Source organism: Allofournierella sp., from assembly GCF_017889395.1.
GTDB lineage: Bacteria > Bacillota > Clostridia > Oscillospirales > Ruminococcaceae > Allofournierella.
Window position 1 is genome coordinate 1 of the sequence record NZ_JAGHKE010000150.1, and the last position, 15,965, is coordinate 15,965.

A 15,965-nucleotide genomic window follows, 5' to 3' on the forward strand; every position below is an offset into this window, starting at 1 on the left:
GTACAGGGGTTGGCTTTGTTTGGTAATTTTGTCAGTCGGCAGACGAGGCTCAGCGGGCCAGGATCTCGTCGATCAGCTGATCCACCATCATCAGGCAGCGAGGCAGATGGAAGGGGCCCTTGAAGGTGGAGCCCTTGCAGGCAGGCTCGGTGGGCTTGCCGTCGCGGCGCAGGTAGCCGTACCAGTCGCCGTACTCGGGATCGCTGAACACCTTCTTGCAGTACTCCAGGGTCTCGTCGAAGATCTTCAGGTATTTCTCGTCCTGGGTGTCGCGGTAGATCATCATGCTGGCGATGAGCAGCTCGTTGTGAGGCCACCACAGCTTCATGTCATGCTCGTAAGCCTCCGGGGGCAGGCCCTTGCAGTCGATGAAGTACAGCAGGCCGCCGTACTCCTTGTCCCAGCCGCCCTCGTAGGCGTAGTCGAACAGGGTCTGGGCCTTCTTGCGCAGCTCCTCGTCGCCGGTGTGCTTGGCCTGCTCCATCACGAACCAGCTGCACTCGATGTCATGGCCGGGGTTGACCACACGGCCGGCGGTGTAGTCCATCTGCAGCTCGCCGTTTGGGCCAACACTCTCCAGAGTGCACTTCAGCTCGGGCTTGAAGTGGTACTTGAAGATGGTCTCGCAGCACTCCTTGGCACGGGCTTCATACAGCGCGGTGTTCTCGGGGTCGCAGCGGCGCATCACGGCGGTGATGTTCAGGTAGATCATGGGATCGGCCAGAGCGCGGCCGGTGCGGGTCTCGGGAATGGTCTTGGGGCCCATGCCGGTGGGGTCCTTAATCAGGCCGTTGTTCAGCTGATAGATCAGCTCGTAGGCACGGCGGGCGCGCTCGATGCACTCCTTCTCACCGGTCACGCCGTAGTACTCGGCGTTGGCGATGGCGTAGAAGCCCTCGGAGAAGCAGTAACGGCGCTGACGCAGGGGCTTGCCGTCGGCGGTCACGGTGAAGTACATGCGGTCGCCGGCTTCCCGGTTGATGCAGTATTTCTCCATGAAGTCCAGGCAGCTCTTGGCGGCGTCCAGCCACTCCTGCTTCTTGCCATACACGTGGCACAGGTAGGAGAAGGTCCAGGCGCAGCGGCCCTGGAACCAGACGCTCTTGTCGGTGCTGAACAGCTTGCCGGTACGATCCAGGCAGGTGTAAACGCCGCCGTGCTCGTGGTCCATGCCGTTCTTCAGCCAGAAGTTCACGCTGCGCTCCAGCTCCTCGCGAACCCACTTCTGATACTCTTTCAATTGCTCTGCATGCTTATCCATGATAATCACAACTCCTTGTGCGAAGCGGCTCAAAAGGGCCGCTTGTTAAAATCTCTGAAAGCCCGGGCCCTGCCAGCGCAGGGTCCGGGCTGAATGTTCCGTTCCGATCAGCAGAACTTGGCAATGGCCTCGTCGATCATCTTGGCGCACTTCTTGACCTGCTCCATATCCTCGGGGAACAGGTTGGGCAGGGGCTTGCGAACGCCGCCGATGTCCAGATTCTCACGGATGCGCAGGATCTCCTTCATCACAGCGTACAGGTTGCCCTTGCAGGCGCACATGGCGTAGATGATGGCGTCGATGGCGTACTGAACCTCGGCAGCTTCCTTGACCTTGCCGGCCTTCAGCAGCTCGTCAGCCTTCAGCAGCAGCTCGGGCATTACGGCGTAGGTACCGCCGATGCCGCCGTCAGCGCCCATGGCGCGGCCGGAGATGAACTGCTCGTCGGGACCGTTGAATACAACGAAGTCCGGGCCGCCTTCCATCTTGAACATCTGGATGTCCTGTACGGGCATGCTGCTGTTCTTCACAGCGGCAACGCGGGGGTTCTTGCGCATCTCGCGGAACAGGGGCATGGTCAGGGCCACGCCGGCCAGCTGCGGGATGTTGTAGATCACGAAATCGGTGTTGGGAGCGGCGGAGGAAATGTCGTTCCAGTACTGAGCGATGGCGTGCTCGGGCAGCTTGAAGTAGATGGGAGGAATGGAGGCGATGGCGTCAACGCCCAGGCTCTCGGCATGAGCAGCCAGCTCCATGCTGTCGGCGGTGTTGTTGCAGGCAACGTGGGCGATCACGGTCAGCTTGCCCTTGGCCTCGCTCATCACAGCCTCCAGGGTCTGCTTGCGTTCTTCCTTGCTCTGATAAATGCACTCGCCGGAGGAACCGCAAACGTATACGCCCTTAACGCCCTTCTTGATAAAGTAACGGGTCAGTTCTTTGGTGCGCTCCACGCTGATGTTGCCTTCGTCGTCGTAGCAAGCGTAAAACGCGGGAATAATGCCCTGGTACTTGGAAATGTCTTTCATGTTTTTCCTCTCCTTTTTTGGAAATACACCTAAAAATTCGTCCGCAAAGACTTATGGCAACACTGCGCAATTCACAGCGAACGCCTCAGGCAGCGTATCACGCCGAAATTTTCCGACGTGCTCCACCACCTGGAATTGTGCGGCATTGCCTTATTTAAACTGCGGTTTAAGCCCGCACTTTAAACACAGCTTTCTGCACATGTGCCTCGCCGTTCAGCTGCACCTTCACCATATGAACGTCCTCGGGGAAAACCACCAGAACATCGCCGGGGTGCATGGTGAACCAGGTCTCCACCGGGCCCTCGTAGCCAATGAAATCAGTGGCCTCATCCCGGGTGGTGGCCGTCAGGCGGGAGACATCGGTCACGCCGATCTTCTCCTCGCCGCTGAGCAGCACGTGGATGTCAGCGTACTGGGCGTGTCCCTCCCAGGCGGCCTTGTCCAGCGGCAGCGTATCGTAATCAAAACGGTTGATGTAAACGTTGTCGCCGTCCACATCGTTGCGGCCGAACTGCAACTGGCTCAGGTCGGTCGTTTTCAGGTAGCGGATGGCGGTATCCAGCGCATCGCTCACGCCCAGATAACGCTCCATCTGCTGGTAATTGGTATAGATCATTGTACTTCAAACCTCTTTTCTGCAAGGTTTTGCTCAAAAGCAGCCTGGGCCGTACCGCCCTGCATCCGCACCAGAATGCGCTTTTCCAGCGCCGGGTCCTGTTCCGGGTAATCCGCCCGATAATGGGAACCCCGGCTCTCGGTGCGCATGCGCTGGACGCTCAGGATCGCCCGGGCCAGATGCAGCTGGGCCCACAGGCGGCGGCTGGCCGCGATCTGTGCCGCGTCGCTGCCGCTGGTAAATTCACAGCCATCGGTCAGCTGATCCAGACGCTCGATGCCCCGGGCCAGTGCCTCGTCACTGCGCACCACCATACCGCATTCGCTCATCACAGCCTGCATCCGGCGGCGGCGCTCGGCCTGGTCCGGAATGATCCGTGCCTCGAACTCCACCGGCTCGTCCGTTTCGGCCGCAGGCTGAGCCGCCGCAAAGGCCGCGGCACTCTCGCCTGCTTTTTTGCCGAACACCAGGCCGTTGGCAGTGGAAAGCCCGCCGATCCGGTCTGCGCCATGCATGCCGCCGGTCACCTCACCGCAGGCAAACAGCCCGGGCACTCCGGTAAAGCCGGAGGCATCGATGCGTACACCACCGTTTGCCGCATGGGCAAAGGGGGCGATCTGCACCGGGTCATCCATGGTCAGATGCTTTTTCTCCCAGAGCCAGTCGAAATAAGTTCGCACGAATTCCGGCGTATCCTGCCGGATCTCGGGTCCGTAGGCCACGGTGACCCCCTGCTCCGGCGCGGCCTGGGCGGCCTTCACCATGGCCAGATCCACCCGTTTGGAGGCAAGGCGGCTGGTGAAGGGGCCGTGGGTGGACCGGCACTCCAGAAGAGCCTGCCGGTCCGGTTCGTTCTCCAGAATATCCCTTCCGTCCGGTCCTGTCAAGCGGGTATAGCGGAAGGTCTTCTCGTTAAAGATTGTTTTTCGGCAGGGAGTCAGGTAACCGGGCATCATCTGCATAAACTCCAGGTTCACCAGCTCCGCCCCAGCCTCCAGCGCCAGCCACTGGCCGGTGCCTGCCACATCGTCGGTGGTGAGCCGGTCCCGGAACAATCCGCCGTAGCCGCCGGTGGCCAGCACCAGCGCGCCGCACCGAATGGCGGTCAATTCGCCTTTCTGGCAGATCACCGCACCACTCACCCGCTCGCCGGTTTTGATCAGCTGCAGCAGCTCGCAGCCGGGCAGCTGCTGTACGCCGGTCTCCTCCATTTTACGGGAGAAGACCTGACGCATGCTGTCGAACAGCAGGCCGTTCCAGCTGCGATGCTTGCGGTCGAAACAAGGGATGAAATCCTTTTGATTCTGGTCGGCTGCAGCCTTCAGCTGAACACCCATGGCCTTTACGCCCTCGATGGCCGGGCCGATGCCCGCCACAAAGGCGCGGACCATGGTTTCGTCCGCCATGCCGCAGCCCACCTCCAGGATACTCTGGACCAGATCCTCCCGGTCAGCTTCGTTTTCCGGCCCGATCAGCCCGAGGCCCCAGGTTCCAGGGTAGAAGCTGGAACCGGAAAACACCGGGCCGCTGCTTGCCAGGATCACCGAGCGGCCGGCCCCTGCCGCGGCAAGGGCCGCCATGATCCCGGCAATTCCCGAGCCGGCCACCAGCACATCACAGTGCCTTGTATATTCCAGCCGCATATCAGGCCTTCGCCGCCTCTTTGTCGTACAGATGGCAGGCGACCATGTGGCCCTCTGCGCCGTGGTGCACCATAGCAGGGTCCACGGTCTTGCAGATCTCCATGCACTTGGGGCAGCGGTTGTGGAAGGCACAGCCGCTGGGCTTATGGATGGGGCTGGGCACCTCGCCCTCCAGCACCTGACGCTTCTTGGTCTTGTGGATGTCAGGCACAGGAATGGCACTCAGCAGCGCCTGGGTGTAGGGATGCAGGGGCTCGTCGTACAGCGCGCGGCTGTCGGCGATCTCCACGATCTTGCCCAGGTACATAACCACGATGCGGTCGGACATGTACTGCACAACGCTCAAATCGTGGGCGATGAACAGGTAGGTCAGGTTCATTTCCTTCTGGATATCCTTCATCAGGTTTAGAACCTGGGCCTGAATGGACACGTCCAGCGCGGAAACGGGCTCGTCGCACACCAGAACCTCGGGCATAACCTCCAGCGCACGGGCAATGCACAGGCGCTGGCGCTGGCCGCCGGAGAACTCGTGGGGGTAACGCATCAGGTAGTCGGGCTGGATGTTGACCATCTTCAGCACCTTCTGCATCACGGCCTCACGGTCCGCCTCGTTCTTTACACCATGGACCTTCAGGGGCTCCTCAAAGGAGGTGTAGATCTTCTTCTGGGGGTTCAGGGCGGAATAGGGGTCCTGGAACACCATCTGCACCTTGCGGCGGAACTGGAACATTTCCTCCTTGTTGAACTTGGTCACGTCCTTGAACTCGCCGCCGTAGTTGAACAGCACCTTGCCGCCGGTGGGCTTCTCCAGCATCATGATGGTCTTGCCGAAGGTGGACTTGCCGCAGCCGGACTCACCCACGATGCCCAGGGTCTCGCCCTTATACACCTCCAGGCTCACATCATCCACAGCCTTTACATGGCCCACGACCTTCTTGAAGGCGCCCTTGGTGATGGGGAACCAGGTTTTCAGGTTTTCGATCTTAAAGATAACTTCACGATTTTCGCTCATGATCAGTCCACCTCCGGGAAGTTCTTATACTTCAAGCAGCGAACCCGGTGGCCGGGGCTGATCTCGAAGGTCGGGATATCCTTTTCACGGCAGGCGGCGGTGCATTCGGGGCAGCGGTCCGCGAACTCACAGCCGGGCTTCAGATTGGCCGGGTTGGGGGTGGAGCCGGGAATGGTCTCCAGCTTCTGGCCGTCGGCCAGGCCCAGCACGGGCACGCTGCGCAGCAGCGCCTTGGTGTAGGGGTGAGAGGTGCGGTCGAACACATCCTCCAGGCTGCCGAATTCCACCACGCGGCCCATATACATGACGCAGACCTCGTCGGCCATCTCGGCCACCAGGCCCATGTTATGGGTAATCAGCACGATGGACTTGCCTTCCTTCACCTGCAGGTCCTTGAGCAGCTCCATGATCTGCGCCTGGATGGTCACATCCAGCGCGGTGGTGGGCTCGTCGCAGATGATCAGCTCCGGGTTGCAGATCATGGCGATGGCGATGACCACGCGCTGCTTCATGCCGCCGGAGAACTGATGGGGATAGCTGTCGATGCGCTCCTCAGGATCGGGGATGCCCAGCTTGCGGAACATCTCCAGAACCTTCACACGGGCTTCCTTCTTCTTCATGCCGGTGTGCTGGATCAGGCCCTCAGCCACCTGGTCACCCACCTTGTAAACCGGGTTCAGGCTGGACATGGGGTCCTGGAACACCATGGACATATCCGGGCCGCGCAGGGCGCGCATCTCAGGGCCGTTGGGGTCCTTGATCTTTTCCAGATGATACTCGGTCACTTTGCCGTCCCGCAGGGCGTTGTACTGGATGCTGTCCGCCTCGACCCGGGCGTTCTTGCCCAGGAAGCGCATGATGGAGTTCATGGTCACGCTCTTGCCGCAGCCGGACTCACCCACAACCGCCAGCGCGGTGCCGCGCTTAAGCTGGAAGGAAACGTTCTTTACGATCCGGATCTCCTTGCGGTCGGAAATAAAGGTGGTATTCAGATTTTTTACGTCTAAGATGATCTCTTTTGTATCCATACTGCCGCCTCCTTACTGCTGTTTCGGGTCCAGAACGTCCCGCAGGCCGTCGCCGAAGAAGTTGATGGCCAGAACGAACAGGCTGATGGCAAGACCGGGGAATACCCAGATCCACCACTGGTTGGTAACCACGGAAACAGACTTTGCAGCGTTCAGGATGTTGCCCCAGGTGGGGGTGCTGTCGGCAACGCCCAGGCCGATGAAGCTCAGGGAGGCCTCCTGCAGGATGAAGAACGCCACGTTGGTGGTGGTGGAAACGATGATGGGGCTCATCACGTTGGGCAGGATCTGCTTGAACATGATGTTGCTGCGCTTCATGCCGAAGGCCTCGCAGACCTTAACGTAGGTCTCGTTCTTCAGGCTCATGAACTCGTTGCGCACCATACGGAAGGTGGTCATCCAGCCGGTGACCACGAAGATGAACAGCAGGTTGCCCAGACCGCGCTGGTTGAGGATGGCCACCAGCATCATGACCAGAACCAGCTGGGGGAAGGCCTGGAAGATCTCGGAGATACGCACGATCACGCTGTCCACCCAGCCGCCGAAGTAACCGGCGATGGCGCCCAGCGCCGCGCCGATCACACTGCTGAGCACGGCGCAGAACACGCCGATCAGGATGGAATAGCAGCCGCCGATCAGCACGCGGGCCAGCAGGTCACGGCCGATGGTGTCGGTGCCGAAGATGTGACCGGCCTCAGGGGCAGCCTTCATGTTGGTCAGGTCGGGGGTGGCGTAGTCCACGCCCATAATGGCGCCGATGATGCAGGCCAGGGTCATCACAACAACGACCACCAGACCGAACACAGCCAGCTTATTGTTCAAAAATTTGCGGATATTCTTTTTCAGCAACGAGGAGGCTGCGCTTTTGTTTTGTTCCTTGATGCTTGCTGCATTGGGATTGCTCATATTCTACTCCTCCTCTCGCTTATTCGCCCAGCCGCACGCGCGGGTCCATGATGGCGTTCAGCACGTCCACCATGAAGGAGCACACCAGCATGGTGGCGGCGATAATCAGGGTGGTGACCATAACCACGTTGTAGTCGTTGGCCACGATGGCGTTGGTCATGGTCATGCCGATGCCGGGGTAAGAGAACACGCTCTCAACAACCACGGAACCGCCGATCAGGGTGGGAATACGGAACATCAGGATAACCAGAACCGGCTTCATTGCGTTGCGGAAGCCGTGCTTTAAGTAAACCTTCCACTCGGGGATGCCCTTGCTGCGGGCGGTCTTGATGTAGTCGCTGTTCAGCACGTCCAGCATGGTGTTGCGGGCGTAGCGCATCAGAACCGCCACCATGCCGATGGTCAGGGTGGTCACCGGCAGGAACAGGTGCATGAAGGCGTCCACAAAGGCGTTGGTGGCGTCCGGGCTCACCCGGTTCGCCGCCGGGAAGATGCCCAGCTTGATGGAGAAGATCTGGATCAGGATGATGCCAACCAGGAACTGGGGAACCGCCTGGCCCAGAACAGCCAGCACGCGGCCGATGTAGTCGATGATGCCGTTCTGGCGGATGGCGGAAATAATACCGATGCCGATACCGATGATGGCGGACAGCACCAGAGAGTAACCGGCCAGCTCCAGGGTGTAAGGCATACGGACGGCCAGGGTGCTGGCGATGGAGGTACCGTCGGTGATGGAATAACCGAAGTCACCGTGCAGCATGTTGCCCAGCCAGTTGAAGTACTGAACAATCAGGGGATCGTTCAGGCCCAGCTCCTCACGCAGCTGCTCCACCACCTCGGGGCTGGCGGAAAGCTGTTCCGGGCTGAGCATGAAGTTGATGGGGTCGATGCCGGTTGCCTGCAGGCCGAAGAACACGATCAGGCTGATGACGAGCAGCATCGGGATCATCAGAAGAAGCTTTTTGAGAATGAACTTTAGCATGTTCTCACTCCAATCTCGGTGATTCAAATGGGGCGAAGCACAGGCCCGCCGGAGGAGCCTGCCGAAAAGGAAAGGGAGAGACGAAAGGCAAAGGCCAACGTCTCTCCCTTTCCAGCAATCACATTATGCCAGGGATCGCAGCGATACCAGCGGATCAGGCCATCTCCCAGTTGGCGAAATCCAGATCGCAGCTGTACAGGGGGTTGCAGAAGGTAACGCCCTCGGGAATCTTCACGTTGCTGCTGGTGAACACGTAGTTACCAACGGTGAACAGGGGAACCTTGTACAGCTTCTCCTGCTCCAGATCCTGCAGGGTCTTCAGAGCAGCGTTCTTCTCTTCCTCGGTGGTGGCGGCAGAGTAGGTGGCGATGGCCTCGTCAAAGGCGGTGTCGCCGCCCCAGATGTTCTGGAACAGAGCGTCGGTGCTCAGGTACTCGCTGTACCACTCGTCCAGGGAGAAGGAGCTCTTGCCCTTGAAGCCGATGTCGTACTGGCGGGTGGTGAACAGATCGGTGGTGCCGTCGTTGGACAGGGTGGACTCAACAGTCAGGCCAGCCTGCTCCAGGTAGTAAACGATGGTGTTGATCAGGTCGATGCTGGTCTGATCGTTGTTGTAGTAGCAGATGCGGATGGGACGGCTCATATCGTAGCCGGAAGCGGCGATATCGGCCTTGGCCTTCTCAGCGTCGAAGGTGTAGCTGAAGCCGTTGTAAGCGGGGTGAGAATCGGGCACGCCGGAGTTCAGCACGGTAGCGCTGGGATACAGGGTAGCCAGAGTAGCGCGGTCGATGGCTTCCATGATGGCCTTGCGGACCTCAACGTTCTGCATGGCCGCGTTCTCGGTGCCGTCGGTGCCCTTCATGTTGAAGATGAAGTACTTGTAGAACAGTACGTCAACCTCGTGAGAGGTGTAGTTGCTCATGCCCTTCATGGCCTCTACCAGGTCGGTAGCATTGCCGTACAGGTAGTCGGCATTGCCGGACTGGGCAGCGGTCAGGTAGTCGTTCACGTAGGAAACGGTGACCTTCTGGATCTTGGCGGGAGTGCCTTCATAGTTGGGGTTGGGAACCATGGTGAAGTAGTTGCCCACGTTGAACTCGCCAACCATGTAATAGCCGTTGGTCACGGGGTTCTGCCAGAAGGTGGTGTCGGCATCCAGCTTCAGAACATCCACGTTCTCCAGGCTGTGCTTGGGCAGGATGGCGAACTGGCTCAGGATCTGAGGCAGGGAGCTGTAGGGCTCGCTCAGGGTCAGGGTGATCACATTGCCTTCAGCGCTCTTCTCGGCGATCTTCTTGAACGCGGAGGTGTAAATGGCGTTCACCTGGGTGGTCTGCAGGGCAGCGTCGATGGACCACAGCACGTCGTCAGCGGTCAGGGCCTCGCCATCGCTCCACTTCAGGCCGTCCTTCAGGGTGATGGTGTAGGTCAGGCCGTCCTCGCTGACCTCATAGCTCTCGGCCAGGTCAGGGCTTACCTCGTTCAGGGTGCTGTCCGCAATGAACAGGCTGCGGAACATCAGGTTGGTGGGCAGGGTGCGGTTGTACCAGGGGGTGGGAACCTTGTCGTCGGTGCTGCTGCCGTCGGTGGTGGACAGGACCAGCTTCAGGGTGCCGTCGCTTGCGGGAGCGGCAGTGCCGGCGCTGGATGCACCGCTGGTGGCGGTGGAACCGCTGGTGGTCGAGCCACCGCCGCAGGCTACCATAGAAAGTGCCATGGCAGCTGCGAGAACAAGTGCAAGAACTTTCTTCATGTTTTTTGCCTCCTTCAAAAATCGAGAGTCCCTTCTCCGATCGCTTCATAACACATATGCATCAGAGCCAAGGGGCTCCATTTCCCTTGGAACAAGGTGTGCCTTCGTGCACCCCTTGCTGTACTCTTATGGTACCATTTATGAAAAATTTTTTCAATTATAAAGTCCTACGAATCTGCCCGAGTCAAATTTGTCACTTTGCACAAGTCATCCTTAAAAAGCCATTTTTGGGCTTCATAGCGCTATTTTTTAGAGTGCGCTCTGTTATTTTTTGTTACTTTTGCCGCCTCTTTTTTCCAATTTTCTCCACACTCTCCTTTCTTCTTTTCCGGGCATCGATTCCCTTTCGGGCGGAAAATGAAAAAAATTTTCTCATTTTGAAAGGATTCTATCGTAATCCTCTTTTTTCACCGATCTCTCCCCTGCTTTCCGCCGCACGATTGCAAACACAAAAAAGCCCGGGCGCCCCCTTATTCAACAGGTGCGCCCGGGCACAATTCCCGGTCAGACTTCGTCGTAGTATTCGTTGCTCAAGATTTTGAACACAGCTTTCTTCACATGGGTGCAGCTGCCGTTGCTCACGGTGGGCATGTGGGACTCACCCGCCAAGAACAAGGCGAACATACCATCTCCCAGACGGCTCCGGTTCCCCAGAGGGCCATCGCCGAAGCCGATGTCCGCCGCGTCATCAAAGCCGTTTGCATCCGGGGTGTAGCAGCTGGACACCAGAATGTCCTCGCTGCCCTCCAGATCCATCTGCAGGTCAATGTATTTGCGGTGCACCTCGTAGTGTGCGCCCTCCTCCGGGCGGGTATCCGCTTCCATCACGTTCACAAATACCCGGCTGCCGTCGATCTCAGTGCGGCCCAGGGGCAGCTCCTCCACTTTATGGGTCTTGGCCCATTCGATCACCTTGTCCAGTCCCTTGGAAAAGCCCTTGTAGGCGCTCAGGTTGCTGAAATTGTCATAAATCATGGTTCATCCTCCTTTTCCGGCCGCCATTTATGGGCAGCCGGTTCAAACAAACAAAATACCAGGTGGCAGCAGCCACCTGGTATCGGTAAACAATCGGGTCTGAGAAATCAGCCCTTCACAGCACCCATGGTGATGCCCTGCGTGAAGTACTTCTGGAACATCAGGAACACGGCCAGGATGGGAATGGCGGCAACCGCAGCACCGGCCATGATCAGACCGAAGTCGGTGGCCATTTCGGCCTGCAGGTTCGCGATACCCAGCGAGATGGTCAGGCTGGTGTTCTTGGTCAGCATGATCAACTGCATGAAGTAATCGTTCCAGGCGGTGATGAAGGTGAAGATGGCCAGAGCGCCGATGCCGGGCTTGACCATGGGCAGGATGATCTGCACGAAGGTACGCACTTCACCGGCACCGTCAATGCGGGCGGCCTCCAGCATCTCGTTGGGGATGCCTTCGCTGAACTGCTTCATCAAGAACACGCCGAAGGGCCAGCCCACGGTGGGCAGAATCACAGCCCACAGAGTATCGTGGATGCCCAGGAAGGACATCTCCTTCAGCAGGGGGATCAGAATAACCTGCTTGGGCAGCGCCATGGCGCAGACGATCAGGCTGAAGATCACGGTGCGGCCGTAGAATTTCTTCTTGGCCAGAACATAACCGGCCATAGCGGCGGTGATGCAGGTCAGGATCATGGCGACCACAGCGATGAAGATGGTGTTCCACAGCCACAGCAGAGCCGGGTTGTCAAACAGCTTCTCGTAGTTGGCCAGAGTGGGGTTGGTGGGGAACCACTGGGGAGTGGGGGTGTTGATGTCCGCTGCAGTCTTCACAGAACCGGTGAAGATCCAGTACAGGGGAAACACCAGGAACACGGTCAGAACGGCAAGGATGATGCCGGAAAAGACCTTGTAAGGAGTCATTTTACCAGTCACAGTCTTCATCTTCTATGCCTCCTTAATCGTTGCCCTTGCCGGCTACCTTGAACTGCAAAGCAGACAGCAAAGCGATGATGATGGCCAGAATCACGCCCATGGCGTTGCCGTAGCCGTATTCATACAGCTTGAATGCCTTGTAGTAGATGTAGTACATGATGGTGTTGGTGGAGTTGTTGGGTCCGCCGCTGGTCAGCAGCTGGATCAGCGCGAAACACTGGAAGCTGTTGATGGTGGTGATGACCAGAATGTACAGGGTGGTGGGAGTGATCTGGGGCCACATGATCTTCCAGAAGGTCTGCAGCTTGGTGGCGCCGTCCACCTGCGCGGCCTCGGTCAGGCTGGCATCCACATTGCCCAGAGCGGAAACGTACAGCACGATGGGCTGGCCAATGCTGGTGGTGAACAGGATCAGGATGATACACCAGATGGCGGTCTGGGTGTTACCCAGCCAGTTCACGTTGTTGTCGATCACGCCAACGCCCTTGGCCACATAGTTGATGATGCCGTAGTAGTTGTTGAACATCCACTTCCACACCACGGTAACGGCCACGGTACCGGTTACAACAGGCAGGTAGAAGATGCAGCGGAAGAAGGAGCACGAAGCCGACTTCATTTTATAAATGGCCGAAGCCACCCACAGGGAGAACGCGGTAACAGTGGGCACAGCCACCACCACGATCAGTGCGGTATTCATCAAGGCCTTCCAGAAGATCTCGTCCTGAAACATCTTGATGTAGTTGCCAAAACCAACGAAAATGTCCTCACGGGCCATGGTGGAATCGAAGAAGCTCGTCCACAGGCACATGACCATGGGGATCAGAACAAAACCGACGAAAACGATCAGAAACGGCAGCAGGAAAAGGTAGGCCGCAAGGGTCTCGCGGCGTGCCTCCGCCCGGCTGATGCCAAGACCGGAGCGTTTGCTGGGTCCTTTTACAGGCTGCTTAGCGGCAGATGTAGTCAAATGGATCCTCTCCTCTCATCTCTCACAGGTTCCTCTAACGCCGGAACAGCGGGTGAATCATGTTCACGTCTTTTAAGAAAGAGCGCACCTCTCTTTTTGCGCATCGGGCGAAAAAGAGAGGTGCGCGTCCCTGCTCTAACGAATCAGTTGGAAGGGCTGCTCCTTAGCCGATGGCGGCGTTGGAGGTCTCAACGAAATTGTCAGCAGCAGCCTGAACATCGCTGCCGTTGCCAACTTCCTGCAGCATGTTCCACCAAGCAGTGCGCTGCTCGGTCCAGCCGCCGGTCACGTTGTAGTAGTCACCCATGTTGGGCAGGAAGGTCTGGAAGGTAGCCATGCGCTCCTCGTTCTCGGTGCCGGCGTAAACATTGCCGAAGGAAGCACGAACGGGGAAGAAGCCGGTGGCCTGCACGCTGGCGGGACCCTGGGTAGCGTCGTCACAGATGAACTTGATGAAGGTCTTGGCAGCCTCGATCTTGGCCTCGTCGCCGTTGTTGAAGATGCCGAAGCCCCAGATACCGCCGCACAGCTCAACCTTGCCGTCATCGGTGGGGAAGTTCATGGCGTAGGGGGTGAAGGTGACCTGCTCAGCGTAAGTAGCCTCGTTGGAAGCGTTCCAGCAGAAGGTCATGGCAGCAGTGCCGTTAGCGAACATCTGCAGCTCATCGGAAGCCTGCAGAGCGGGGTCGAAGGTCAGAGCCTTCTCACTGTTCAGCTTCTGCAGCAGCTCCAGAGCCTTCACGTTCTCGGCGCTGTTGGCAGTGTAAGCGGTGTGATCAGCGGTGGTGTAGGTGCCGCTGTACAGGTTGTTCACCAGAGCGCGGGTGCCCTGGTCGCCGCCCTGGCCGCCGCAGTAAACGATGGCGGGGGTCATAACCTTGCCGCTGTCGCGCAGGGTCTCCAGAGCCTTCACGAAGTTATCGGTGGTCCAGGTACGGGTCTCCTGATCAATGTACTGCAGAGCGCCGGTCTCCTCGAACAGCTCGTAGTTGATGGCCATGTTGTGAGCGGTCATGCACATGGGGTACTCATAGTACTTGCCGTCGGCGCCCTTGCAGGCGTTCACAACAGCCTCGCTGGTCTTGCTGATGTCGGCGGTGGCCTCTTCGGTCCACAGGTCGCTCAGATCAACCATCAGGCCCTTGGCGCCCCAGTTGGATACCAGACGCTCGGGACCCTCGAAGATGATGTCGGGGGTGTTCTTGGCTTCGATGGCGGTGGTCACCTTATCGTCGCCATTGGTGTAGTCCAGGTACTCCACGTTGACCTTGATGTCGGGGTACTGCTTGTTGAACTCGGCGATGAAGCCGTTCACGGTCTCCTCCTTCTGCCAGGAGCCGATGGGATAGGTCCACAGGGTGATCTCGGTAGCAGCGCCGGAAGCGGTGCTGGTGCCGGTGCTCGCTGCAGTGGAACCAGAGGTGGCGGTGCTGGTGCTGGTGCTGCCGCCGCAAGCCACCATGGACAGCGCCATTGCGCCGGCCATGACAAGTGCTAACGCTTTTTTCATTTGAAATCTCCTCCTTAAGGATTTTCTGTCTGTTCGGTCCGATCATGGCGTGAAAAACACGCCGTCTCGCTTTACTAAAATTCTAGCATTCGTGAAAAATTTTTTCAATTGTGAAGTCCACCTATCTTTCCTGTGAATATTCAGTGAACTTGCACAACGGATTTTTGGGCTTTTTTTCCTTGAGATTCCGTCATTTTTGACTTATAATATAGTTATCGTTGATTCTATTTTGTAATTATTACATAAAGTTACAAATTATCCTCATTTTCTCCTTTCTAAAACATGTTTGAAAAATTTTTTCTTTCAAAACCTACGAGGAGCATTTCTGGAGTGTATCGCCTATGTTAGACCTTATGTATCAAATCAATACCCACTACGATCAGTTCACCCCCTCTTCCCGGAAGATCGCAGACTATCTGCTTGAGCACTGCGCCCAGGCGCAATATCTTTCCATCTCAGGGCTGGCCAATGAATGCGGAGTAGCCGAAGCCACCATCTTCCGGTTCTGCAAGCAGCTGGGTTTCGGGGGATACAACGAATTCAAGCTGGCATTGGCGAAATCCAGTATACTGAACCAGCCCAACCCCTACGCGGCCTACGGTGAACTCACCCCGGAGGACAACACGGTGGAGGCCATGTGCCGCCGGCTGTACGAGTCAAATATCCAGGCGCTGAACCAGACGCTTTCGCTGCTGGACGAGGCAGCCCTCATCAAAGCGGGCGATCTGCTGGCAGGCGCGGGCAAGATCCTGGGCCTGGGCTACGGCGGCAGTATGGCCACCGTGCGGGAGGCCTGGAGCCGCTTTCTCACCGTGACCTCCAAGTTCTTCGTCATTGAGGACAATCACATGCAGATCATGGCCGCCAGCCTGCTGGAGGAAAACGATGTGATCCTGTTCGTCTCCTATTCCGGCTCCACCCGGGACGCGGAGGATGTGCTTCGGCCCGCCAAAGCCCGGGGTGCCAAGATCGTGCTGATCACCCACTACGCCGACTCCCCCGCCGCCGGTATGGCGGATGTGGTGCTGCTGTGCGGCGGGCACGAGCGTCCGCTGCAGACCGGCAGCATCGCGGCCAAGATGGCCATGCTGTTCGTGGTGGATATGCTGGTGAACGAGTTCTGCCGCCGGGATATGGACACCACCATGCGCAACAAGGACCTGACCGCCAACGCGCTGGCCATCCGCCATCTGTAATCCGGTTTTTACACACAGAAAGGGCTCGCCTTCCTCATGGAAGGCAAGCCCTTTTTCTTTTGGTGAATTATACTATCAAGTGCAACACTTTAGGAAAATAAAAAGAAGTTCATACAGAACCCTGGTAGAATAGAGTTACCACACAACTAAACCACCGGG

At 58.1% G+C, this 15,965-nt stretch carries 14 protein-coding genes; 1 reads left to right on the forward strand and 13 read right to left on the reverse strand.

The features are described 5' to 3' along the window. Positions 1-49 precede the first annotated feature (49 nt). From J7G73_RS13050 to J7G73_RS13110, 13 genes are all read right to left on the reverse strand, one after another. Positions 50-1,261 carry an AGE family epimerase/isomerase gene (locus J7G73_RS13050; RefSeq protein ID WP_087292292.1) on the reverse strand — a complete coding sequence of 404 codons (1,212 nt, stop codon included), beginning with the start codon at positions 1,259-1,261 and terminating at the stop codon, positions 50-52. Positions 1,262-1,368: 107 nt separating this feature from the next. Further along, positions 1,369-2,286: a dihydrodipicolinate synthase family protein gene (locus J7G73_RS13055; protein WP_058963573.1), complete on the reverse strand. Its 918-nt coding sequence runs from the start codon at positions 2,284-2,286 to the stop codon at positions 1,369-1,371. A gap of 166 nt (positions 2,287-2,452) precedes the next feature. Next, complete coding sequence (locus J7G73_RS13060; protein WP_291246578.1) at positions 2,453-2,902, reverse strand: YhcH/YjgK/YiaL family protein; 450 nt, start codon at positions 2,900-2,902, stop codon at positions 2,453-2,455. Next, complete coding sequence (locus J7G73_RS13065) at positions 2,899-4,545, reverse strand: FAD-binding protein (RefSeq protein ID WP_291246579.1); 1,647 nt, start codon at positions 4,543-4,545, stop codon at positions 2,899-2,901. Before J7G73_RS13065 ends, J7G73_RS13060 begins: the two co-directional genes overlap by 4 nt. Position 4,546: 1 nt before the next feature. Next, positions 4,547-5,557, reverse strand: a complete 1,011-nt coding sequence (locus tag J7G73_RS13070; RefSeq protein WP_087183653.1) for an ABC transporter ATP-binding protein — start codon at positions 5,555-5,557, stop codon at positions 4,547-4,549. Positions 5,558-5,559: 2 nt separating this feature from the next. Further along, positions 5,560-6,585 (reverse strand): ABC transporter ATP-binding protein, encoded by a 1,026-nt coding sequence (locus tag J7G73_RS13075; RefSeq protein ID WP_087292280.1) that lies wholly within the window; start codon positions 6,583-6,585, stop codon positions 5,560-5,562. Positions 6,586-6,597: 12 nt separating this feature from the next. Then, positions 6,598-7,491 carry an ABC transporter permease gene (locus tag J7G73_RS13080; RefSeq protein WP_087292277.1) on the reverse strand — a complete coding sequence of 298 codons (894 nt, stop codon included), beginning with the start codon at positions 7,489-7,491 and terminating at the stop codon, positions 6,598-6,600. Positions 7,492-7,510: 19 nt separating this feature from the next. Beyond that, entirely contained in the window at positions 7,511-8,473 is a 963-nt protein-coding gene (locus J7G73_RS13085) for an ABC transporter permease (protein WP_087180822.1), read from the reverse strand. A 154-nt stretch (positions 8,474-8,627) separates the two neighbouring features. Further along, a complete protein-coding gene (locus J7G73_RS13090) occupies positions 8,628-10,226 on the reverse strand; it encodes an ABC transporter substrate-binding protein (protein ID WP_291246580.1) in 1,599 nt (532 codons plus the stop codon). A 504-nt stretch (positions 10,227-10,730) separates the two neighbouring features. Next, positions 10,731-11,201: a YhcH/YjgK/YiaL family protein gene (locus tag J7G73_RS13095; protein ID WP_291246581.1), complete on the reverse strand. Its 471-nt coding sequence runs from the start codon at positions 11,199-11,201 to the stop codon at positions 10,731-10,733. Between the two features lie 107 nt (positions 11,202-11,308). Beyond that, positions 11,309-12,142 (reverse strand): carbohydrate ABC transporter permease, encoded by an 834-nt coding sequence (locus J7G73_RS13100; protein ID WP_087292268.1) that lies wholly within the window; start codon positions 12,140-12,142, stop codon positions 11,309-11,311. A 13-nt stretch (positions 12,143-12,155) separates the two neighbouring features. Beyond that, entirely contained in the window at positions 12,156-13,040 is an 885-nt protein-coding gene (locus J7G73_RS13105; RefSeq protein WP_247643368.1) for a carbohydrate ABC transporter permease, read from the reverse strand. Positions 13,041-13,263: 223 nt separating this feature from the next. After that, positions 13,264-14,610 (reverse strand): ABC transporter substrate-binding protein, encoded by a 1,347-nt coding sequence (locus tag J7G73_RS13110; RefSeq protein WP_291246582.1) that lies wholly within the window; start codon positions 14,608-14,610, stop codon positions 13,264-13,266. Between the two features lie 341 nt (positions 14,611-14,951). On the opposite strand from J7G73_RS13110, the gene J7G73_RS13115 reads away from it, so the two are divergent. Beyond that, on the forward strand, positions 14,952-15,806 hold the full coding sequence (locus J7G73_RS13115; RefSeq protein WP_087292262.1) for a MurR/RpiR family transcriptional regulator: 855 nt from the start codon (positions 14,952-14,954) through the stop codon (positions 15,804-15,806). Positions 15,807-15,965: the final 159 nt, after the last annotated feature.